Source organism: Cupriavidus sp. GW821-FHT07C08 (assembly GCF_059419025.1).
The window spans coordinates 60,126-80,937 of the sequence record NZ_JBWKQZ010000009.1 but is presented as its reverse complement, the minus strand read 5'-3'; the positions used below and the strand labels follow the sequence as shown (position 1 = coordinate 80,937).

The following is a 20,812-nucleotide window of genomic DNA, read 5'->3' as shown; positions in this document are numbered from 1 at the left end:
GGGGAGGGTCGTGATCTCCCCTGCCGATCACGCAGCGCGTGTCGCGGCCACTGCCCTGATTCCGACGAAGAGCGACGGCCGGGCCAATGCGGCCACGCCAAGGATGGTCCAGACGGGAGACGTCTTCCCGGATGTAGCGGTCCTTGATTTCGCGGAACACCTGGAGCTGCTTGTCGACATCGACGTGATAGCTGACCAGCTCGACAAGATCCACGCAGACTGCGGCCCAAAGCCGTTTGCAGCGAGCATCACCTTCGATGTCCCCTCCCCTTTAAGTCTCCCTTAAGTCTTTCCTCATAGAGTGAGGTTGTACCACCAACAACCGGATACAGACGCCATGACCCCCCAAGATTCGCAAGCACTCGAAGTCTTCCTGACTCAATTGACCCAGGCCCGCGCCGGCGCGAAGGATCCGCAGGCGCAGGCGCTCATCGCCCAGGCGGTCGCGATACAACCGGACGCCGCCTATTTGCTGGTCCAGCGGGCCATGCTGCTCGATCATGCCTTGTCGACGGCAAAGGCGCAGATCGCTGCATTGCAGGACCAGTTGCAGGCTGCGCAGGCCAACGGCTCCCGCAGCTTCATCGATCAGCAGATTGCGTGGGGCGCCAGTGCGAATCCTGCTGCCGCGACGCCCGTGCCTGCGCCCGCTCAGGCCGTGTCACCCGCGTTGCAGATCCCCCCGGCGCAGCCGCCCCGGCCGGGCTTCCTGAGCGGCGGGCTCGGCGGCACGCTGGGCAGCATCGCAACCACGGCTGCCGGCGTGGCCGGCGGTGCCTTCCTGTTCCAGGGTATCGAGAACCTGTTCGGCCACAGCAGCAAGAACGCGTTCCTGGAGCCGTCCGGGATGAACACGCCAGGAACGGAAACGAACGTCGTCAACAACTACTACGGGAACGATGACCGGGCATCGGTCGCTGCGCGCGATGGGGGCTCGGACAGTGGCAATCTCGATGCAGGCCTGAGCGACGACGGTTTCCTGGACGACGATTCGACCGTGATCTAGCCTCATCGCGCTGCCCGCGTGGCACGCGGCTGCCCTGCCCCCCAGGATCAATGCTGACTCGCGCCGGCAGCGCCAATCCCGGTCATCGCACGCACGAACTGCGCACCATAGCGCTGGCGCTCGGTGCTGGCCTGGGTGGAGCGGTCCAGCACCGACGCGAGCCAGGCGCTGGCGAAGGCCAGCGTCATCGAGAACAGCGCCGGGTTGGCATACGGGAAGATCGCCTTGTCATGATGCAGGATGCCCACCCAGACCGTCGGGCCCAGCACCAGCAGCGCCACCGCCGACACCAGACCGGCCAGGCTGCCGGCCACGGCGCCGCGCGTGGTCAGGCCTTTCCAGAACATCGACAGGAACAGCACCGGGAAGTTGACGGAGGCCGCGATCGCCAGCACCAGGCCGGACAGGAAGGCGATGTTCTGCTTCTCGAACATCACGCCGAGCACCATGGCCAGCACGCCGATCACCAGGGTGGCCGCCTTGGACACCCGGATCTCGTCCTTCTCGTTGGCCTGCCCGCGGCGGAACACGTTGGCGTACAGGTCATGCGAGACCGCCGAAGCGCCCGACAGGGCCAGGCCCGCCACCACCGCGAGGATGGTCGCGAACGCCACCGCCGAGATAAAGCCGAGGAAAAGATCGCCGCCGATCGCATGCGACAGGTGCACGGCCACCATATTGCTGCCGCCGATGATCTTGCCGGCGGCGTCGCGGTAGGCCGGGTCCGCGCCCACCATCACGATCGCACCGAAGCCCACCACCAGGATCAGCACGTAGAAGTAGCCGATGAAGCCGGTGGCGTAGAGCACGGACTTGCGCGCCTCGCGGGCGTCGGCCACGGTGAAGAAGCGCATCAGGATGTGTGGCAGGCCCGCGGTGCCGAACATCATGCCCACCCCCAGCGAGATCGCATCAACGGGATTGGACACCAGCCCGCCCGGCGACAGGATCGCCAGCCCCTTGTCATGCACCTTCGCCGCACCGGCGAACATCGCTTCCGGGCTGAAGCCGAAGTACGCCAGCACCATCACGGCCATGAAGGTCACGCCGCCCAGCAGCAGCGCGGCCTTGATGATCTGCACCCAGGTGGTGGCCAGCATGCCGCCGAACATCACATAGAGCACCATCAGCAGGCCGACGATCACCACGGCGGACTCATAGCTGGTGCCGAACAGCAGTTCGATCAGCTTGCCGGCGCCAACCATTTGCGCCACCAGGTACATGATCACCACTGTCAGCGTGCCGCAGGCGGCGGTGATCCGCACAGGCTTCTGCGCCAGCCGGTATGACACCACGTCGGCAAAGGTATAGCGGCCAAGGTTGCGCAGCCGTTCGGCGACGATGAACAGGATGATCGGCCAGCCGGCCACCACGCCCAGCGCGTAGATCAGCCCGTCATAGCCCTTGTCGAACATCATCGCGGAGATGCCGAGGAAAGAGGCGGCGGAGACCATGTCGCCGGCAATTGCCAGGCCGTTCTGGAAGCCGCTCAGCCCACCCCCGGCGGCATAGAAGTCGGATGCCGAGCGCGTGCGGCGCGCCGCCCAGCGGGTAATGCCGAGCGTGAACAGCACGAACAGCATGAACATCACGATGGCGCTCCAGTTCAGCGGCCGCGGCGCGGCATCGCCCTGGATTGCGGGTGCCGCCGCGGCGGCCATGCTGGCAAGCCCGAGCAGGGCCGTGCACAGGAAACGGTTGGTGGGCTTCATGCCTGGCACTCCTTGCGCACGCGTTCGTTGAGCGGATCCAGGTCGCGGTTGGCCCGGTACACGTAGATCCCGGTCAGCAGCACGGCCGAGACGATCACCGCCACGCCGACGGGAATGCCCACGGTCATCACACCCGCGCCGAGCGGTGTGCCGAGCGTGGCCGGCGAGAACGCCAGCAGCAGGATAAAGCCGAAGTAGATCGCCAGCATGACCAGCGTCAGCGACCAGCCCAGGCGGGTCCGCCCGTTGGTCAGCCGGATGAAATCGGGGTGGTTCTGGATGGTTTCCAGTTGTCTCGCGTCCATGGTGGTCTCCTTTGGCGCAGGGGTGGGCGTGGCGCCTCTGGGTGGGCGCCATCGGTGGATGAATTGCTGCGGAGTTGAATCTGTCGGCGGTTTGCTCCCCTCTCCCGCACGCGGGAGAGGGGCCGGGGGAGAGGGCAGGCGTGTGGCAAGCACGTTGCCGCCACACTCCGTGGATACTCCTGCCCTCTCCCCCACCCCTCTCCCGCAGGCGGGAGAGGGGTGCGTTACAGGGCGTCAGATCGCCCCGACCGGCTGCTCGTGCGTGACCTTCGGCCGCATATCGAGCACCCGCCGCGCCTTGCCGACCGTGGTGCGCTCGATGCCGTCCGCATCCACCACCTGCACGCGCGTGGTCACGCCCACGTAGGTCTTGATCTGGTCCTTCAGCTCGCGCTCCAGCGTCGCGCGGTCGTCGGCGCAGAGGGGTGCCGGACGTCCGGGCCGCGCTTCGACCCGAACTTCCAGCTTGTCCAGGTGGCCGTCGCGCGTCACCACCAGCTGGTACTGCGGCGCCAGGGCCGGCGTCTTCAGGATCAGCTCCTCGATCTGCGACGGGAACACATTGACGCCGCGGATGATCAGCATGTCGTCCGAGCGGCCGGTGATCTTGCCGATGCGGCGCATCGAACGCGACGTGGGCGGCAGCAGGCGCGTCAGGTCGCGCGTGCGGTAGCGGATCACCGGCAGCGCCTCCTTGGTGAGCGACGTGAACACCAGTTCGCCCTCTTCGCCATCCGGCAGCACCTCGCCGGTCACCGGGTCGATGATCTCGGCGTAGAAGTGGTCTTCCCAGATCACCGGGCCGTCCTTGCTCTCGATGCATTCGCATGCGACCCCCGGCCCCATGACTTCAGACAGGCCGTAGATGTCCACTGCGTCGATGCCGGCGCGGGCCTCGATCTCGGCGCGCATCGCATCCGTCCACGGCTCGGCGCCGAAGATGCCGACCTTGAGCGAGCTTTCCGACGGATCCATGCCCTGGCGCTCCATCTCCTCTATCAGGTTCAGCATGTACGACGGCGTCACCATGATGATATTGGGCTCGAACTCGCGGATCAGCTGTACCTGTTTCTCGGTCTGTCCGCCGGACATGGGGATCACCGTGCAGCCGGCCTTCTCGGCGCCATAGTGGGCGCCCAGGCCGCCCGTGAACAGGCCATAGCCATAGCTGACATGGACCAGGTCGCCGGCGCGGCCGCCGGCGGCGCGGATGGAACGCGCCACCACGCTGGCCCAGGTATCGATATCCTTGGCGGTATAGCCGACCACGGTCGGCTTGCCCGTGGTGCCGCTCGACGCATGCACACGCGCCACCTTCTCGCGCGGCACCGCGAACATGCCGAAGGGATAGTTGTCGCGCAGGTCCTGCTTGGTCAGGAACGGAAACTTCGACAGGTCCGACAGCGACTGCAGCTGGTCCGGATGCACGCCGGCCGCATGGAAGGCCTTGCGGTAATGCGGCACGTTGTCGTAGGCATGGCGCACGCTCCATTTCAGCCGTTCCAGCTGCAGCGCCTGCAGTTCGTCGCGGCTGGCGCGCTCGATCGGCTCCAGCTCGTTGGGGTTGGGGATGCGTTGAACCATTGTCTACTCCATCATCGTTATGATTGCGCCGCATATGTATTTGGGGGCCGGCGCCGGGTACTGCGACTGCTAGCTAGTACATCAGATATGGGAACGGCTCTGCACCACGCGGAAGCGGTTGGCGACGAAGGCCGCATCCGACAGCGAGGCATTGGCTGCCGGGTTGGCGCCGGTGGCATGGAAGTCGCTGAACGCGGCCGACTGGTTGACGAACACGCCACCGGTCAGGTTCAGCGACAGGGCCACGCCCGCATCCTCGGCGGCATCGCGGATGGACTCGGTCACGCCGGCATCGGTGGTGTAGGCCGACAACGTCAGTGCGCCATGCTCCTTCGCGCCGCGGTGTGCCAGCGCGATGCTGTGCGCGGTGTTGTCGGTCGCGACGATGAACGAGATCGGGCCGAACAGCTCCTGCATGATCTTGCCCTCGTCGCTGGCGTCCACCTTCAGCACCAGCGGCGTGCGGATGCGCGCGCCGGGGAACTCCGGGTGCTCCAGCACGCGGCTGTCGGCGACGATCTCGCCCAGTGCGCGCGACGATTCGATGCGCTGCACCACCCCGTCGTTCTGGATCGCGCCCAGCAACTCCACCGCCTTGGCCGCATCGCTGGTGAACCTGACCACGCCCTCCCCGATCGCCGCGGCCACCTGGTCGAAGCTGAGGTGCCCTTCCGGCGTGTCGATGCCGTCCTTCGGCACATAGATGTTCTGCGGTGCCGTGCACATCTGGCCCGAGTACAGCGCCAGCGAGAACGCGATATTGCGCACCATGCCCTTGAAGTCGCCGGTGGAGTCGATCACGATCTGGTTGACGCCGGCCTTCTCGGTATAGACCTGGGCCTGGTGCGCATTGCGCTCCAGCCAGTCGCCGTTCGCGCTGCTGCCGGTGAAGTCGATCAGGCGCACTTCCGGGCGCCGCGCCAGCGTGGACGCCATGCGCTCGCTCGGGTCGTTGGCCACCAGCGTGACCAGGTTGGGGTCGAAGCCGGCTTCCTGCAGCACCTCGCGCGCCACCTCGACGGTGATCGCCAGCGGCAGGATCGCGCCGGGGTGCGGCTTGACCACCACCGCGTTGCCGGTCGCCAGGCTGGCGAACAGGCCGGGATAGCCGTTCCAGGTCGGGAAGGTGCAGCAGCCGATCACCAGGCCCACGCCGCGCGGCACCACGCTGTAGCGCTTCTCCATGCGCAGCGGCTCATTCTTGCCCTGCGGCTTCTCCCAGATGGCCTGCTTCGGGATGCGGCGCATTTCGTCCCAGGCGTAGGCCACTGCCTCCAGCCCGCGGTCCTGCGCGTGCGGGCCGCCGGCCTGGAAGGCCATCATGAAGGCCTGGCCGGTGGTGTGCATCACCGCGTAGGCAATCTCGAAGCTGCGGCGGTTCAGGCGCTGCAGGATTTCCAGCGACACGCCGACCCAGGTTTCCGGCCCGGCCTTGCGCCAGGCCGGCATGCCTTCGGCCACGCCGGCAAAGAGCTGGTCGAGGTCGGGCTTCGGATAGGTGATGCCCAGTTCCGCGCCGTAGGGCGAGACTTCCTTGCCGGCCTGGCCGACGGTGCCCGGCTGCGACAGCGCGAACGGGCGGTTCAGGCGGGCCTCAAAGGCGGCCTTGCCATCGGCGCTGGCGGTTTCGCCGTAGACCCTGGGGCTCGGCATTTCGGTGAACGGGCTCCAGTAGCCGCGCTCGGCAATGGCTTGGGTGGCTTGTTCCAGCAGCGCCTGGTGGCGTTCAAAAAACAGATGGGACACGGCTTGCTCCGGGGGCAGAATGGTTTGTGTATGGGTCGGGACGGCAGCAGGAGACGCCTCAGGTTTCCTGGTCGAAGTCGATCACCAGCTTGTCGCTGACGACGTAGCTCTGGCAGCTGAGGATGAAGCCGCGCGCGACTTCGTAGTCCTCCAGCGCAAAGTTGACGTCCATGTCGACCTCGCCTTCGATGCGCTTGCAGCGGCAGGTCGAGCAGACGCCGCCCTTGCATGAGTAAGGCAGCTCGATGCCTTGCGCCAGCGCGGCATCCAGCACGGTCTCCTTGTTCTTCTCCAGCGTGAAGGAACGCGTGCGGCCGTCCTGGATCACCGTCACCTCGCACTGCTGCTGACCCACCTGCTTGTGCGCATGCGCGGGCGGGCGTGCCGAGGGGATGCTGGTGGCAAACAGCTCGCGCTTGATGCGCGCCTTGTCCACGCCGTTGTCGAGCAGCGCCTGCGACACCTCTTCCATCATCGAATGCGGGCCGCAGATAAAGGCGATGTCGATGTCCTGCGGCTTGACCCAGTGCTTCAGCAAGGCATGGACCTTCTCGCCATCGATGCGGCCGTTGAAGAGGTCGATATCCAGCTGCTCGCGGCTGAGCACGAACACCAGGTTGAAGCGCTGCAGGTAGGTGTCCTTCAGGTCTTCCAGCTCTTCCTTGAACAGCACCGACGACGAGGCGCGGTTGCCGTAGAACAGCGTGAAGCGGCTCTCGGGCTCGGCTTGCATCGTGGTCTTGATGATCGACAGCATCGGCGTGATGCCGCTGCCGGCGGCGAATGCCACGTAGTGCCTCGCTTGCGCGGCAGACAGCGGCACGTGGAAGTGGCCGGACGGCGGCATCACCTCCAGCTTCATGCCGGGCTGCAGCTGTTCGTTGGCCCAGTTCGAGAACAGGCCGCCGTCGACGCGCTTGATCGCCACGCGCAGCTGCTCGTCCTGCACCGCCGAGCAGATCGAGTACGAGCGGCGCACGTCCTCGCCGCCGATGCCGGTGCGCAGCGTCAGGTGCTGGCCCTGGATGTAGCGGTAGGTGTCGGCCAGTTCATCCGGCACGGCAAAGGTCACGGCCACGGCATCGCGGGTTTCGCGGGTGACCGAGGCCACGGTCAGTTCATGGAATTTGCTCATCTCACTACCCCGGTCAGGCTCAGTGCGCCTTGAAGTAATCGAACGGTTCCCTGCAGTCGCCGCAGCGGTACAGGGCCTTGCAGGCGGTCGAGCCGAACTGGCTCACCAGCCGCGTGTGCCGCGAGCCGCAGTGCGGGCAGGCCACCACCAGCGCGGGCGCCGCCTTGCGGCTGATGCCGCTGATGTCGATCACCTGCTGGGCCGGCGGCGCAATGCCGTAGCTGCCCAGGCTGGCCTTGCCGCGCGGCGTCATCCAGTCGGTGGTCCAGGCCGGCGCCAGCTGCGTCCGCACGCGCACGCTGGCGATGCCCTGCGCGGCCAGCGTGCGCTCGATCTCCTCCCGGATCACCGCCATGGCCGGGCAGCCGGAGTACGTCGGGGTGATGGTGATGACGCAGGCGTCGTCCTCCCATGCCACTTCGCGCACGATGCCGAGATCCACCACGGAAATCACCGGAATCTCGGGATCGGGCACCGTATCGAGCCAGGTCCAGACCTGCCCGACCGCCGGGCGTGCGATGGCTTGCGCAGTCATGGCGTTCACCAGCTCGCGCCCGGATAGGCGCGCTGCAGGAATTGCATTTCGGCCAGCAGGTAGCCGAGGTGTTCGGTATGGCGGCCGTGGCGGCCGCCGCTCTGCGACCACGTTCCGGCAGGCAGCCGCAGCGTGGCTTCTTCCAGCACCGCGGCCACATGGCGCTGCCACGGTGCGGCCAGTGATGCGGGATCGGGCACCACGCCGTCCTGCACCAGCGCGGCGTCGCCCGCGTCGGACTCGAACAGCTCACCGCTGAACATCCACAGGTCGTCGAAGGCATCCTGCATGCGGCGGTGGCTCTCTTCGCTGCCGTCGCCCAGGCGCACCACCAGGTCGGCGCTGCGGCGCACGTGGTAGGTCACTTCCTTGAGCGACTTGGCGGCGATCTCGGCGATGCGGGCATCGGTCGAGCGCTGCAGGCCGTCGAGCAGGAAGTAGTGCCAGGTGTCGAACAGGAACTGCCGCGCCAGCGTATCGGCATAGCTGCCGTTGGGCTGCTCCGCGAGCAGCAGGTTGCGGAACTGGTGCGCGTCGCGCAGGTAGGCCAGCTGGTCGGCGGTGCGGCCGGCGCCCTCCACTTCCGCGGCGTAGCCCAGCCACAGCCGGGTCTGGCCGATCATGTCGAGCGCGACATTGGTCAGCGCGATGTCCTCTTCCAGCGCCGGGCCGCGGCCGCACCATTCCGACAGGCGCTGGCCGAGGACCAGCGTGGAGTCGCCGAGGCGCAGCAGGTATTCAAGCTTGTGGTTGTCCATCATGCGGGCCGTATCAGATGTGCTTGACGGCTTCCGGCATCGGGAAGAACGTCGGGTGGCGGTAGACCTTGCTGTTGGCCGGCTCGAACAGCGGGCCCTTGTCGCCGGGGCTGCTGGCGACCACGTCGCCGGCCTTCACCACCCAGACGCTGACGCCCTCGTTGCGGCGCGTATAGACATCACGCGCGTTGTTGATCGCCATTTCGCCGTCGGGCGCGTGCAGGCTGCCCACGTGCTTGTGGGCCAGGCCGTGCTGGCTGCGGATAAAGATCTCCCAAAGCGGCCACTCTTTCATGGCAACCTCCTGTGTCATTGCGTTGGATGGATGGCGGCGCCGCGCGCCGCGGGGTCAGGCGGCGGCCCGCTGCGCCTGCTTGTCGGCATGGGTCACCAGGGCGTCGCGGAACCACGCGCCCTCTTCCCAGGCCTTGACGCGGGTGCGCAGGCGGTCGCGGTTGCAGGGGCCGTTGCCCTGGATGACGTTGTAGAACTCGGACCAGTCGATCTCGCCGAAGTCATAGTGGCCACGCTCCTCGTTCCACTTCAGCTCGGGATCGGGAATGACCAAACCCAGGTACTCGGCCTGCGGCACGGTCTGGTCGACCATCTTCTGGCGCAGTTCGTCGTTGGAGAACAGCTTGATGCGCCATTGCATGGATTGCGCGCTGTTGGGCGAATCGCCGTCGGACGGGCCGAACATCATCAGCGCAGGCCACCACCAGCGGTTGAGCGCGTCCTGCGCCATCTGTTTCTGCTCGGGCGTGCCGTTGCACAACGACAGCAGGATGTCGTAGCCCTGACGCTGGTGAAACGACTCTTCCTTGCACACGCGCACCATGGCGCGCGCATACGGGCCGAACGAGCAGCGGCACAGCGGCACCTGGTTGATGATGGCCGAGCCGTCTACCAGCCAGCCGATCATGCCGATATCGGCCCAGCTCAGCGTCGGGTAGTTGAAGATGCTGGAATACTTGGCCTTGCCGGTGTGCAGGTCGCCCAGCATCTGGTCGCGCGAGACGCCCAGCGTCTCGGCCGCGCTGTAGAGATACAGGCCATGGCCGGCCTCATCCTGGATCTTCGCCAGCAAGACTGCCTTGCGCTCCAGCGTCGGCGCGCGGGTGACCCAGTTGCCTTCCGGCAGCTGGCCCACGATCTCCGAATGCGCATGCTGCGAGATCTGGCGGACCAGGGTCTTGCGATAGGCCTCGGGCATCCAGTCCTTGGCCTCGATCTTGATCCCGGCATCCACGCGCGCCTGGAACTCGCGTTCCTGCGGCTCCATTTCTTCCATGGCGCGAAGCCTCGTCGCTCCTGTCTCCACCAGCTGTGCGTACATCCTTTGCTCCGCTCTTGGTTGCTCTGAATCGGGGTCTTGACCTGCATCAACATCGTTAGCTGCAACGGATGGTAGTGATACAATTTGATTCAATCAATCGGCGTTTGTGTATCACTTCAAGGGGCAGGCCAATGGCGACGTCAGGCACCGATCCGGTTTCCCCGCGCGTGGCGCGGCTGGCACGCGGGCTGAAGCTGGGCGCCAATTCCATGCTGGTGACCTTGTTCGGCGATGTGGTGGCGCCGCGGCCCCAGGCAATCTGGCTGGGCAGCCTGATCCAGCTGGCGGCGCCGTTCGGCATCAATGACCGGCTGGTGCGAACCGCCACCTTCCGCCTGACCGCTGACGAATGGCTGGCCGCGACCCGGATCGGGCGGCGCAGCTACTACGGGCTGTCAGAAGCCGGTTTGCAGCGTGTACTGCACGCCGGCAAGCGCATCTACGCCGGTGAGGCATCCGAATGGGATGGCCGCTGGACCCTGGTGATGGTGCGCGGTGACGTGCGCGCCACGGTCCGGCAGAAGCTGAAGCGGGAATTGCTGTGGGAGGGCTTCGGCGCCATTGCGCCAGGGGTGATGGCCCACCCCAATGCGGACCTCGCCTCGCTGCGCGAAATCATCGAGGCTGCACGCGCGCAGGACGATGTGGCGGTGATGGAGGCAAGCAGCCTCGAGGCGTTTTCCATCCGGCCGCTGCAGGCGCTGATGCACCAGACCTTCAAGCTCGGCGACGTGGCCGCTGCCTGGCAGGCACTGCTGCGCCGCTTTACGCCGCTGGCCGAAGAGGCCGCCGGGCTTGCTCCGGCCGATGCCTTCTTCGTGCGGACGCTGCTGGTGCACGAATACCGGCGCGTGCTGCTGCGCGACCCCAACCTGCCTGAAGCGATGCTGCCGCAAGACTGGCCCGGCCGCACCGCGCGCGGCTTGTGCCACACCCTGTATGGGGCGTTGCTCGACGCCAGCGAAGACTACCTGCACCGCGTGGTGGAAGCGGCGGACGGTTCGCTGCAGGATGCCAACCGGAGCCTGCGCCTGCGCTTTGGGGCCGGCGCGCAGGCTGCCGATGGCAATTAGCCGGGCATCGGGGGAATCCCGCGCACGGACTCACCCGTCCTTGAAGAGGAAGCTGTAGGCGTTCAGTGCCGGCACCCCGCCCAGGTGAGCAAAGAGGACTTTCGATCCTTGCGGAAACTCGCCGCGACGGACCATGTCGATCATGCCCTGCATGGACTTGCCCTCATAGACCGGGTCGGTCATCATGCCTTCCAGCCTGGCGCTGAGGCGGATGGCTTCCAGGGTGCCCGCCGACGGCAGGCCGTATTCGGGGCCGCCATAGCGGGTGTCCAGCACCACGTCCGCTTCAGTGATGTCGCGGCCGAGGCCGACCAGTTCCGCGGTATGGCGTGCGATGCGCAGGATCTGCGCGCGCGTCGGTTCCGGCTTCGCCGATGCATCAATGCCGATGACCCGGTCCGCGCGGCCGTCGGCAGCGAATCCCACCACCATGCCCGCCTGGGTGCTGCCGGTGACCGAGCAGACGACGATGTAGTCAAACCTGAAGCCGAGCTCGGCTTCCTGCTCCCGGACTTCCTCGGCGAACCCTACGTAGCCGAGACCGCCGAGCGGGTGCTCCGAGCAGCCTGCCGGAATCGGGTAAGGCTTTCCGCCCGCCTTGCGCACGCTCTCCATGGCATCTTCCCAGCTTGGGCGAATGCCGATGTCAAACCCTTCGCTGACCAGGCGCACGTCGGCCCCCATGATGCGCGACATCTGGATGTTGCCCACGCGGTCATAGACCGCGTCCGAGTAGTTGACCCAGTTCTCCTGCACCAGCACGCACTTCAGCCCCAGGTGGGCCGCGATGGCGGCAACCTGGCGCGTGTGGTTCGACTGGATCCCGCCGATCGAGACCAGCGTATCGGCGCCCTGCGCCAGTACGTCCGGAATGACGTATTCGAGCTTGCGCGTCTTGTTGCCGCCAAAGGCAAGCCCGCTGTTGCAGTCCTCGCGCTTGGCATAGAGCTCGACCTTGCCACCCAGGCTCTCGCTCAGCCGCGATAGCGGATGGATCGGCGTCGGGCCGAAGGTCAGGGAATGACGCGGAAATTGCTTCAGGTTCATGACTAGCTCCAGGTTGTGGTTGGCATGCGGGCGCGGGGCAGCCGCAAAGCCCGGCATTCGCACGGAAGCTGCGCGACGCCGCATCTGGAATCATCATAAGAAGGCTGAGACGAAAGGTGCTTGCAAAGATCTGCGACTTCTTGCACGATAAAAAGCCCCGAAGCACCATGAAATTCTCTTTATTCCGTAGAAATGGCCACATCCAGAATAAAATTTCGTACGAAATCCGAGACCTCCCCGCAGCCCGCGCCGGTGCTGGATCGCACGGACAAGGCCATCCTCCGCGCATTGCAGCGCGATGCGTCCATCTCCAACCTGGCCCTGGCGGCCAAGGTCAGCCTCAGCCCGCCCGCATGCCTGCGCCGCGTGGAACGCCTGAAAGCGGATGGCCTGATCCGCGGCGTCGTGGCGCTGCTGAACCCGGCTCCCCTGGACGCGGGGATGCTGGTCATCATCGGGGTCGTGCTGGACAGGTCCACGCCCGAGTCCTTCGCCGCCTTTGAGAAAGCGGCGCAGAAGGTATCAGGCTGCATGGAATGCCATGAAGTCACCGGGGAGTTCGACTACATCATGATGCTCAGGACGAAGGACAGCGAGAGCTTCAACCGCCTCCACGCGGAGCAGTTGCTCTACCTGCCGGGCGTGCGGCAGATTCGCTCGTTCATGGTGCTCAAGCAGGTGCTGTCGACGACGCAGTTTCCGATTTGAGGATCGGACTGGATCCGGCTGCGCGGACGAAGAGAGGAGACAGAGAGGGGAATTCAGGGGCCTGGGCCGCAGGAACCCCGCGGCCGTTGCTGCCTGGGCTCCATCCGGCCAGCCCCTTGAGCATTGGGGCTGGCGCCGTCCATCGCTCAGAATGAGCGCGGCAGGCCCAGTACGTGTTCGGCGACGAAGGAGTAGATCAGGTTGGTGGAGATCGGTGCCACCTGGTACAGCCGCGTTTCCCGGAACTTGCGCTCCACGTCGTATTCGCAGGCAAAGCCGAAGCCGCCGTGGAACTGCAGGCAGGCGTTGCCGGCCTCCCAGCTGGCCTTGGCCGCCAGGTACTTGGCCATGTTGGCCTGGGCCCCCATGGGTTCGTGCTTGTCAAACAGCTCACAGGCTTTCCAGCGCATCAGGTTCGCCGCTTCCAGTTCGATGAAGGACTCGGCAATCGGGAACTGCACGCCCTGGTTCTGGCCGATGGGGCGGCCGAAGACCTCGCGTTCCTTGACGTACTTGGTCACGCGGTCAATGAACCAATAACCGTCGCCGATGCACTCGGCCGCGATCAGCGTGCGCTCGGCGTTCAGGCCGTCGAGGATGTACTTGAAGCCCTTGCCCTCTTCACCGATCAGGTTTTCCTCGGGGATTTCCAGGTCCTCGAAGAACAGTTCATTGGTCTCGTGGTTGACCATGTTGGGGATGGGGCGCACGGTCAGGCCCTTCTTCTGCGCCTCGTGCAGGTCCACCATGAAGATCGACATCCCCTCGCTCTTCTTCTTCACCTCGGCCAGCGGCGTGGTGCGCGCCAGCAGGATCATGAAGTCGCTGTGCTGGACGCGGCTGATCCAGACCTTCTGGCCGTTGATGACGTAGCGGCCGTCCTTCTTGACCGCTGACGTCTTGATCTTGGTGGTGTCCGTGCCAGTGGTCGGCTCGGTCACGCCCATGGACTGCAGGCGCCATTCGCCCGAGGCAATCTTCGGCAGGTACTTGTCCTTCTGTGCCTTGGAGCCGTGCCGCAGCAGCGTGCCCATGTTGTACATCTGGCCGTGGCAGGCGCCGGAGTTGCCGCCACAGCGGTTGATCTCTTCCATGATGACCGAGGCTTCGGTCAGGCCCAGGCCGGAACCGCCGTACTCCTGCGGGATCAGGGCCGCAAGCCAGCCCGCCGCGGTCAGCGCATTGACAAAGGCCTCGGGATAGGCGCGCTGCTCGTCAACCTTGCGGAAGTACTCATCGGGAAACTCGGCGCAAAGCGCACGGATGGCGTCGCGGATTTCTTGGAAGTTGTTCGATTGGGTCTGTTCGATCATGGCGCTTGGCTTGCGTTCGGTCTCTGGCGGACGGCCGCCTCCTTTTGATAGCCGCAATAGTCGCGGCGTTCGGCCAGTTGGACAATCAGCCTTTCCGAAAGCGCGCCTTCCATCGGGGTTAAGTCCCGGCGACGGTCAAGGCCTTTCGCTTTCGCCAAAGTCCACCATTGGCATTGTCAAATAGCGCAAACCACGCTTTGGGGACATGCTCCGGGCCATGCACAACCTCGCCTCCCGCCTGCAAGCCCTGATCCGCCCCGGAGACCATATCTGGTGGGGGCAGGCCACCGCCGAGCCGCTGACGCTGACGCGCGCGCTGGTAGAACACCGCCACGCCATCGCCCAGGGCGGACGGCTCAGTGTCTTTGTCGGCATCGGGCAGTCAGACACCCTGCAGCCGGCTCAGGCCGACGTGCTCGACTTCTTCGGCTACGCCGCCAGCGGCCCGCACCGGCATCTGGCCAGGGCCGGCGTGCTGGACATCGTGCCCAGCCACTATTCGCACCTGCCCGGGCTGATCCGCCAGGGCACGCTGCGGGCGGACGTGGCGCTGGTGCAGGTCTCGCCCGCCGACGAGCAGGGGCGCCACAGCCTGGGGCTGGTGCATGAATACCTCCCCGCGGCGCTCGACCGCGCCCGCGTCATCATCGCCGAGGTGAACCCGGAGGTGCCGTGGACCCACGGCAGCCGCTACCTGAGCGCGGACGATATCGACCTGCAGGTCGAAGCGCTGCACCCGCCGATCAGCCTTGACCGCAGCGCGCCCGGCCCGGCCGAACAGGCGATTGCACGCCACATCGCCGGCTGGGTGGAGGATGGCGCCACCCTGCAGATGGGCATCGGCAACCTGCCCGAGGCCGTGATCGCGGCGCTGCATGGCCACCGTGACCTGGGCCTGCACAGTGGTGCGATCGGCGACGGCATTGCGGCGCTGGCCGAAGCCGGGGTGCTGACCAACGCACGCAAGAGCATCGATACCGGCGTGGGCATCGCCGGCATCCTGATGGGCAGCGAACGGCTGCGGCGCTGGGCGCACCGCAATCCGCAGCTGCAGCTGCGCGAGACCGCCTATACCCATCACCCCGAGGTCCTGGCCAGCGTCGACAAGCTGACCGCCATCAACTCCGCCATCGAGGTCGACCTCACCGGCCAGGTGAACGCCGAAGTCGCCGCCGGCGTCTATGTCGGCGCCGTCGGCGGTGCCGTGGACTTCCTGCGCGGCGCCGCGCGCAGCCGCGGCGGCCTGCCCATCGTCGCGCTGCCGGCGACCGCCAAGGGCGCGAGCCGCATCGTGGCGCAGTTGTCCGGCCCGGTCAGCACGCCCCGCTCGGACGCGGGCCTGATCGTCACCGAACACGGCGTGGCCGACCTGCGCGGCCAGACGCTGTCGCAGCGCGTGCGCCGCATGCTGGACATTGCCGCCCCCGAACACCGCGAGGACCTGGAGCGCCAGGCCCACGCCCTGCTGCGCCAGTGCGGCGCGGTCTTCGTGGCCCTTCCCGGGCACACGCTGACCAACTGACTTATTTGCTCACCCCAACACAGAGTTCCAAGGAGACTTCCATGCGCAGAGCTGCAATCGTCACTCCCCTCCGCACGCCCGTCGGCACCTTCGGCGGCAGCCTGCGCCCGGTGCCCGTGGAGGAACTGGCCGCCACCGCCGTGCGCGCCGTGGTGGAACGCAGCGGCATCGATCCCGCGCGTATCGACGACGTGGTCTTTGCCCAGTCCTACGCCAACAGCGAAGTGCCCTGCGTTGGCCGCTGGGCCGCGCTGCAGGCTGGCCTGCCGGTCGAGGTGCCGGGCATGCAACTGGACCGCCGCTGCGGCGGCGGCCTGCAGGCCATCGTCACGGCCTCGATGATGGTGCAAAGCGGCGCCGCCGACGTGGTGATCGCGGGCGGCGTCGAGAGCATGAGCAATATCGAGTACTACACCACCGACATGCGCTGGGGCGCGCGCTCGGGCAATGTGCGCTTCTTCGACCGCCTCGACCGCGGCCGTGAACGCTCCCAGCCGGTCGAGCGCTTCGGCAAGATCTCCGGAATGATCGAGACCGCCGAGAACCTGGCGCGCGACTACGGCATCAGCCGCGAACAGGCCGATGTCTTCGCCGCCCGCAGCCACGCACGGGCCGCGGCAGCCTGGGAGGCCGGCCGCTTCGATGCCGAGGTCGTGCCCGTGCAGGTGCCCCAGCGCAAGGGCGATCCGGTGCGGTTCGCGCGCGACGAAGGTTTCCGCCCGGAAACCACCCGTGAAAGCCTGGGCAAGCTGCGCACCCTGATGCCGAACGGTACCGTCACCGCCGGCAACGCCAGCCAGCAGAACGACGCCTCGGCCGCGTGCCTGATCGTGGCCGAAGACAAGCTGGCCGAACTGGGCCTCACCCCCATGGCCTCGCTGGTGGGCTGGGCGGCGGCTGGCTGCGAGCCCTCGCACATGGGCATCGGCCCGGTGCCCGCGGTGAAGAAGCTGCTGGCGCGCCTGAACCTGACGCTGGACCAGATGGACCTGGTCGAGCTGAACGAAGCCTTCGCCTGCCAGGTGCTGGCCGTGCTCAAGGGCTGGGAATGGCATGACCAGGACGCGATCGAGCAGAAGCTCAACGTGAACGGCTCGGGCATCTCGCTGGGCCATCCGATCGGCGCCACCGGCGTGCGCATCCTGGCCACGCTGCTGCACGAACTGCAGCGCCGCGGCGGCCGCTATGGCCTGGAAACCATGTGCATCGGCGGCGGCCAGGGAATTGCCGCGGTCTTCGAACGCTACTGAGAAAACCCACTGCATTCACCGTACAGCCCCCGTGCGCGACGGCGGGGGCTCGCCCGCCTTTTGCCTTTTGCTTTTCGGCTTTTGCCTTCGGCTCTTTGCTTTACGTAGGAGAAGTATCTTGATTTCCACCTCACGCCGCCACGCCATGCTGGCCGCCCTGGCCCTGTGCGGCGCAACCCTGGCCACTCCCCCTGCCTCGGCGCAGCCCAACGGCCAGCCGGTGCGCCTCGTGGTCGGCTACGCGGCCGGCGGCCCCGCCGACCAGGCCGCGCGCCTGTTCGCCGTGGCGTTGGGCAAGGCGCTCAACGCCAACGTCATCGTCGACAACAAGCCCGGCGCCAATGCCACGCTGGCCGGCTATGAAGTGGTCCGCGCCAAGCCCGACTGCGCCACGCTGTGGTTCGCCGCCAGCGCGGCGCTGACGGTCGCGCCCAATATCATGAAGAGCCTGCCGTACGACCCGGCGAAGGACCTTGCCCCGGTGGCACCGGTGGCGCGCTACTACAACATGCTGGTGGCCAACGTCAAGGAGCCGTTCAAGGGCACCCAGGACCTGGTTGCCTACGCCAAGGCGCATCCCGGCAAGCTCAGCTACGGCTCCTCGGGCGTCGGCAGCTCCAACCACGTCGCCATGGCCCTGTTCGCCCGGCAGGCGCAGGTCGAGCTGAACCATATTCCCTACAAGGGCAATGCCCCGGCCATGACCGATACCATCGGCGGCCAGATCGACGTGATGTTCGACATCATCAGCACCGCCAGCGGCTATGTGCAGAGCGGCAAGGTCAAGCCCATCGCGGTGGGCTCGCCCAAGCGCAGCGCATCGCTGCCCGGCGTGCCCACCTTCCGCGAATCCGGGATTGCCGGCCTCAGGGACTACGAAGCCGGCGGCTGGTACGCCGTCTACGCCCCCAAGGGCGTAACCCCCGAGCACACCCAGAAGCTGGCCGCGGCAGTGCGGCAGGCCGTGGAAGACGCGGAGCTCAGGAAGCGCTATGCCGAGCTGGGCTACGAACAGTGGAGCGGCACCACGCAGGACGTCGTGAACACCGCCGCGCGCGAGCGCACGCAGTGGGCCAGCGTGCTCAAGGGCGTGACGCTGGACTGACTGCCCCGCCACCCTCGAACCGACACCGACCCGACATCCAGGAAGAACTGACATGATCCGCGATAACGACATCCTCGAAGCCCTGCTCGACAGCGTGCGCCGCTTTGTGCGCGAACGCCTGGTTCCCGCCGAGGCGCTGGTCGCCGAGACCGACGAAATCCCGCAGGACATCGTGCAGGATATGCGCGAGATGGGCCTGTTCGGCATGACCATCCCCGAGCGCTTTGGCGGCCTGGAGCTGACCATGGAAGAGGAAGTGCGCGTGGTCATGGAGCTGTGCCAGACTTCGCCGGCCTTCCGCTCGCTGCTGGGCACCACCGTGGGCATCGGCTCGCAGGGCATCCTGATGGATGGCACGCCGGAGCAGCAGGCAGCGTGGCTGCCCCGCCTGGCCACCGGCGAGATCCTGGCCTCGTTTGCCCTGACCGAACCGGAAGCCGGCTCGGACGCCGGTTCGCTGCGCACCACCGCGGTCAGGGATGGCGACCACTACGTGGTCAACGGCACCAAGCGCTTTATCACCAACGCGCCGCAGGCCGGCATGTTCACGCTGATGGCGCGTACCAATCCTGAAATCAAGGGCTCGGCCGGCGTCTCGGCATTTATCGTCGATGCCAGGACACCAGGCATCAGCTTCGGCAAGCGCGACGTGAAGATGGGACAGAAAGGCGCGCACACCTGTGACGTGATCTTCGACAACGTGCGCGTCCCGGCCGAGAACCTGATCGGCCTGAAGGAAGGCCAGGGCTTCAAGACGGCGATGAAGGTGCTCGACAAGGGCCGGCTGCACATTGCGGCGGTCAGCGTCGGGGTGGCCAGGCGCGTGCTGCGCGACGCGCTGAACTACGCGCTGGAGCGCCAGCAGTTCGGCCAGCCGATCTGCGAGTTCCAGCTGATCCAGGCCATGCTGGCCGACAGCCAGGCCGAGCTCTATGCCGCCGAATGCATGGTGATCGACGCCGCGCGCCGCCGCGACGAAGGCAGGAACGTCTCCACCGAGGCCTCGTGCTGCAAGATGTTCGCCACCGAGATGGTGGGCCGCGTGGCGGACCGCGCGGTGCAGATTCTCGGCGGTTCCGGCTATATTTCCGAGTTCGGCATCGAGCGCTTCTACCGCGATGTGCGCCTGTTCCGCCTGTATGAGGGCACCACGCAGATCCAGCAGGTCATCATCGCGCGCAACATGATCCGTGAAGCCCGCGGCGCCTAGGAACCCGTTCCAGGACGCCTGACCCATGCCCACGCGCAACGCTGCCCGTCCCCAGGAGGGGCAGCCTGCCATGAGACCGCCTGACCCGACATGACAGATTCCACCGCTACGCCGGCCACTGGCCTTCCTCCCCCCTCCCCCCGCACCGGCGCCCTGAGCCACCTGCGCGTGCTCGACCTCTCGCGCGTGCTGGCCGGGCCGTGGTCCACCCAGAACCTGGCGGACATGGGCGCCGACGTGATCAAGATCGAAAAGCCCGGCGAAGGCGACGATACGCGCCACTGGGGGCCCCCGTTCCTCGCTGACGAGGCCGGCGCCCCGACCCGGCAGGCTTGCTATTTCACCGCCGCCAACCGCAACAAGCGCTCGGTCACGGTCGACATGGCCACGCCGGAGGGACAGGAGCTGATCCGCGAACTGGCCCGGCAGAGCGATGTGGTGGTGGAGAATTTCAAGACCGGCGGCCTCAAGCGCTACGGGCTGGACTATGACAGCCTGAGTGCGCTCAACCCGCGCCTGATCTACTGCTCGGTCACGGGGTTTGGCCACACCGGTCCCTACGCGGCGCGGCCCGGCTACGACCTGCTGATCCAGGCCATGAGCGGCCTGATGAGCATCACCGGCCACGCCGACGGCGAGCCCGGCGGCGGCCCGATGAAGGTGGGCGTGGCCGTGATCGACCTGTTCACCGGCATGTACGCCACCACCGCGATCCTGAGCGCGCTGGAAGCGCGCCACTTCACCGGCCGCGGCCAGCATATCGACATCGCGCTGCTGGATGTGGCGATGGCGGTGCTGGCCAACCAGGGTGCGGGCTTCCTGAACGCCGGCGACGTGCCCCGGCGCCAGGGGAATATCCACCCCAGCGTGGTGCCCTACCAGGACTTCCCGACCGCCGACGGCAATATGCTGCTGGCCATCGGCAACGACGGGCAGTTCGCACGCTTCTGCGACGCCGCGGGCGTGGACTGGGCGCGCGACGAGCGCTATGCCACCAACACCGGCCGCGTCAACAACCGCAAGACGCTGATCGCGATGATGATGGAGCTCACGCGCACCCGCTCCACGGCGCAATGGGTCACGCTGCTGGAAGCCAATTCCGTGCCTTGCGGCCCCATCAACAACATCGCCCAGGCCCACGCCGACCCCCATGTGCTGCACCGTGGCCTGCGCGTCGAGCAAGAGCGCTATCCGGGAGCCCAGCCGCCCGCCGGCGAGTCCGTGAACCAGGTGGTCACCGCGGCCAGCCCGTTGCGCCTGTCGGAGACGCCCCCGACGCTGCGCTATGCCCCGCCCGCGCTGGGCCAGCACACCGACGAGGTGCTGCGCGAGTACCTGAAGCTCGGCCCGGAGCAACTTGAAGCATTGCGCGCCAGGCGCGTGGTGTAAGCGGCCAGGCGGCTTTCGGCGGGCAAGAAATCCGCCTTTGCCGATTTGCGATTGCACCGTGCAACGGGCACACATACA

20 protein-coding genes are annotated in these 20,812 nt (G+C 66.7%); 9 read left to right on the top strand and 11 right to left on the bottom strand.

What is annotated here, in order from left to right; all coding sequences use genetic code 11:
- Positions 1 to 10 precede the first annotated feature (10 nt).
- Together AC07UK_RS13985 and AC07UK_RS13980 are read left to right on the top strand one after the other, a co-directional pair.
- The gene (locus AC07UK_RS13985) at positions 11 to 286 is read left to right on the top strand and encodes a hypothetical protein (protein WP_494685763.1); all 276 of its coding nucleotides are present in this window, start codon (positions 11 to 13) and stop codon (positions 284 to 286) included.
- Between the two features lie 51 nt (positions 287 to 337).
- The gene (locus AC07UK_RS13980; RefSeq protein WP_436223396.1) at positions 338 to 1,006 is read left to right on the top strand and encodes a DUF2076 domain-containing protein; all 669 of its coding nucleotides are present in this window, start codon (positions 338 to 340) and stop codon (positions 1,004 to 1,006) included.
- A gap of 47 nt (positions 1,007 to 1,053) precedes the next feature.
- On the opposite strand, the gene AC07UK_RS13975 is transcribed toward AC07UK_RS13980, so the two are convergent.
- From AC07UK_RS13975 to paaA, 9 genes are all read right to left on the bottom strand, one after another.
- A complete protein-coding gene (locus AC07UK_RS13975) occupies positions 1,054 to 2,718 on the bottom strand; it encodes a cation acetate symporter (RefSeq protein WP_494685764.1) in 1,665 nt (554 codons plus the stop codon).
- The gene (locus AC07UK_RS13970; RefSeq protein WP_114135032.1) at positions 2,715 to 3,023 is read right to left on the bottom strand and encodes a DUF485 domain-containing protein; all 309 of its coding nucleotides are present in this window, start codon (positions 3,021 to 3,023) and stop codon (positions 2,715 to 2,717) included. The genes AC07UK_RS13975 and AC07UK_RS13970 overlap by 4 nt, the downstream gene beginning before the upstream one ends.
- Before the next feature lie 234 nt (positions 3,024 to 3,257).
- Positions 3,258 to 4,607 (bottom strand): phenylacetate--CoA ligase PaaK, encoded by a 1,350-nt coding sequence (gene paaK / locus AC07UK_RS13965; RefSeq protein ID WP_494685765.1) that lies wholly within the window; start codon positions 4,605 to 4,607, stop codon positions 3,258 to 3,260.
- Between the two features lie 81 nt (positions 4,608 to 4,688).
- Positions 4,689 to 6,353 (bottom strand): phenylacetic acid degradation protein PaaN, encoded by a 1,665-nt coding sequence (gene paaN, locus AC07UK_RS13960; RefSeq protein ID WP_494685766.1) that lies wholly within the window; start codon positions 6,351 to 6,353, stop codon positions 4,689 to 4,691.
- Positions 6,354 to 6,411: 58 nt separating this feature from the next.
- On the bottom strand, positions 6,412 to 7,488 hold the full coding sequence (gene paaE, locus AC07UK_RS13955) for a 1,2-phenylacetyl-CoA epoxidase subunit PaaE (RefSeq protein WP_494685767.1): 1,077 nt from the start codon (positions 7,486 to 7,488) through the stop codon (positions 6,412 to 6,414).
- A gap of 19 nt (positions 7,489 to 7,507) precedes the next feature.
- Positions 7,508 to 8,023: a 1,2-phenylacetyl-CoA epoxidase subunit PaaD gene (gene paaD / locus AC07UK_RS13950; RefSeq protein WP_494685768.1), complete on the bottom strand. Its 516-nt coding sequence runs from the start codon at positions 8,021 to 8,023 to the stop codon at positions 7,508 to 7,510.
- A gap of 5 nt (positions 8,024 to 8,028) precedes the next feature.
- Complete coding sequence (gene paaC / locus AC07UK_RS13945) at positions 8,029 to 8,784, bottom strand: 1,2-phenylacetyl-CoA epoxidase subunit PaaC (protein ID WP_494685769.1); 756 nt, start codon at positions 8,782 to 8,784, stop codon at positions 8,029 to 8,031.
- 10 nt (positions 8,785 to 8,794) lie between these two features.
- Positions 8,795 to 9,076 carry a 1,2-phenylacetyl-CoA epoxidase subunit PaaB gene (paaB, locus tag AC07UK_RS13940; protein WP_010809321.1) on the bottom strand — a complete coding sequence of 94 codons (282 nt, stop codon included), beginning with the start codon at positions 9,074 to 9,076 and terminating at the stop codon, positions 8,795 to 8,797.
- A gap of 54 nt (positions 9,077 to 9,130) precedes the next feature.
- Positions 9,131 to 10,117: a 1,2-phenylacetyl-CoA epoxidase subunit PaaA gene (gene paaA / locus AC07UK_RS13935; RefSeq protein WP_013952980.1), complete on the bottom strand. Its 987-nt coding sequence runs from the start codon at positions 10,115 to 10,117 to the stop codon at positions 9,131 to 9,133.
- 131 nt (positions 10,118 to 10,248) lie between these two features.
- On the opposite strand from paaA, the gene paaX reads away from it, so the two are divergent.
- Positions 10,249 to 11,190 (top strand): phenylacetic acid degradation operon negative regulatory protein PaaX, encoded by a 942-nt coding sequence (gene paaX, locus AC07UK_RS13930; RefSeq protein WP_494685770.1) that lies wholly within the window; start codon positions 10,249 to 10,251, stop codon positions 11,188 to 11,190.
- A gap of 30 nt (positions 11,191 to 11,220) precedes the next feature.
- Here the strand turns inward: paaX and AC07UK_RS13925 are convergent, their stop codons facing one another.
- Entirely contained in the window at positions 11,221 to 12,237 is a 1,017-nt protein-coding gene (locus AC07UK_RS13925) for a 1-aminocyclopropane-1-carboxylate deaminase (RefSeq protein ID WP_494685771.1), read from the bottom strand.
- Between the two features lie 192 nt (positions 12,238 to 12,429).
- Between AC07UK_RS13925 and AC07UK_RS13920 the strand changes: the two genes are divergently transcribed.
- Positions 12,430 to 12,945: an Lrp/AsnC family transcriptional regulator gene (locus tag AC07UK_RS13920; RefSeq protein WP_013952983.1), complete on the top strand. Its 516-nt coding sequence runs from the start codon at positions 12,430 to 12,432 to the stop codon at positions 12,943 to 12,945.
- 146 nt (positions 12,946 to 13,091) lie between these two features.
- Here AC07UK_RS13920 and AC07UK_RS13915 read toward each other — a convergent pair whose 3' ends face one another.
- Positions 13,092 to 14,258, bottom strand: a complete 1,167-nt coding sequence (locus AC07UK_RS13915) for an acyl-CoA dehydrogenase family protein (protein ID WP_013952984.1) — start codon at positions 14,256 to 14,258, stop codon at positions 13,092 to 13,094.
- A gap of 217 nt (positions 14,259 to 14,475) precedes the next feature.
- Between AC07UK_RS13915 and AC07UK_RS13910 the strand changes: the two genes are divergently transcribed.
- The 5 genes from AC07UK_RS13910 (at position 14,476) to AC07UK_RS13890 (ending at position 20,734) form a co-directional block, all read left to right on the top strand.
- Positions 14,476 to 15,780 carry an acetyl-CoA hydrolase/transferase family protein gene (locus AC07UK_RS13910; protein ID WP_494685772.1) on the top strand — a complete coding sequence of 435 codons (1,305 nt, stop codon included), beginning with the start codon at positions 14,476 to 14,478 and terminating at the stop codon, positions 15,778 to 15,780.
- Between the two features lie 41 nt (positions 15,781 to 15,821).
- The gene (locus tag AC07UK_RS13905; RefSeq protein WP_479942433.1) at positions 15,822 to 17,030 is read left to right on the top strand and encodes an acetyl-CoA C-acetyltransferase; all 1,209 of its coding nucleotides are present in this window, start codon (positions 15,822 to 15,824) and stop codon (positions 17,028 to 17,030) included.
- A gap of 118 nt (positions 17,031 to 17,148) precedes the next feature.
- On the top strand, positions 17,149 to 18,135 hold the full coding sequence (locus tag AC07UK_RS13900) for a Bug family tripartite tricarboxylate transporter substrate binding protein (protein WP_494685773.1): 987 nt from the start codon (positions 17,149 to 17,151) through the stop codon (positions 18,133 to 18,135).
- A 52-nt stretch (positions 18,136 to 18,187) separates the two neighbouring features.
- Positions 18,188 to 19,345 carry an acyl-CoA dehydrogenase family protein gene (locus tag AC07UK_RS13895; protein WP_035818104.1) on the top strand — a complete coding sequence of 386 codons (1,158 nt, stop codon included), beginning with the start codon at positions 18,188 to 18,190 and terminating at the stop codon, positions 19,343 to 19,345.
- Between the two features lie 90 nt (positions 19,346 to 19,435).
- A complete protein-coding gene (locus AC07UK_RS13890; protein ID WP_494685774.1) occupies positions 19,436 to 20,734 on the top strand; it encodes a CaiB/BaiF CoA transferase family protein in 1,299 nt (432 codons plus the stop codon).
- Positions 20,735 to 20,812: the final 78 nt, after the last annotated feature.

Coding starts and splice junctions, on each gene's coding strand:
- paaK (WP_494685765.1), bottom strand. CDS start 4,607: ATGGTTCAACGCATCCCCAACCCCAACGAGCTGGAGCCGATCGAGCGC.
- paaC (WP_494685769.1), bottom strand. CDS start 8,784: ATGATGGACAACCACAAGCTTGAATACCTGCTGCGCCTCGGCGACTCC.
- AC07UK_RS13915 (WP_013952984.1), bottom strand. CDS start 14,258: ATGATCGAACAGACCCAATCGAACAACTTCCAAGAAATCCGCGACGCC.
- paaA (WP_013952980.1), bottom strand. CDS start 10,117: ATGTACGCACAGCTGGTGGAGACAGGAGCGACGAGGCTTCGCGCCATG.
- AC07UK_RS13895 (WP_035818104.1), top strand. CDS start 18,188: ATGATCCGCGATAACGACATCCTCGAAGCCCTGCTCGACAGCGTGCGC.
- AC07UK_RS13920 (WP_013952983.1), top strand. CDS start 12,430: ATGGCCACATCCAGAATAAAATTTCGTACGAAATCCGAGACCTCCCCG.
- AC07UK_RS13975 (WP_494685764.1), bottom strand. CDS start 2,718: ATGAAGCCCACCAACCGTTTCCTGTGCACGGCCCTGCTCGGGCTTGCC.
- AC07UK_RS13925 (WP_494685771.1), bottom strand. CDS start 12,237: ATGAACCTGAAGCAATTTCCGCGTCATTCCCTGACCTTCGGCCCGACG.
- paaD (WP_494685768.1), bottom strand. CDS start 8,023: ATGACTGCGCAAGCCATCGCACGCCCGGCGGTCGGGCAGGTCTGGACC.
- paaB (WP_010809321.1), bottom strand. CDS start 9,076: ATGAAAGAGTGGCCGCTTTGGGAGATCTTTATCCGCAGCCAGCACGGC.
- AC07UK_RS13980 (WP_436223396.1), top strand. CDS start 338: ATGACCCCCCAAGATTCGCAAGCACTCGAAGTCTTCCTGACTCAATTG.
- AC07UK_RS13890 (WP_494685774.1), top strand. CDS start 19,436: ATGACAGATTCCACCGCTACGCCGGCCACTGGCCTTCCTCCCCCCTCC.
- AC07UK_RS13970 (WP_114135032.1), bottom strand. CDS start 3,023: ATGGACGCGAGACAACTGGAAACCATCCAGAACCACCCCGATTTCATC.
- paaE (WP_494685767.1), bottom strand. CDS start 7,488: ATGAGCAAATTCCATGAACTGACCGTGGCCTCGGTCACCCGCGAAACC.
- paaX (WP_494685770.1), top strand. CDS start 10,249: ATGGCGACGTCAGGCACCGATCCGGTTTCCCCGCGCGTGGCGCGGCTG.
- AC07UK_RS13910 (WP_494685772.1), top strand. CDS start 14,476: ATGCACAACCTCGCCTCCCGCCTGCAAGCCCTGATCCGCCCCGGAGAC.
- AC07UK_RS13905 (WP_479942433.1), top strand. CDS start 15,822: ATGCGCAGAGCTGCAATCGTCACTCCCCTCCGCACGCCCGTCGGCACC.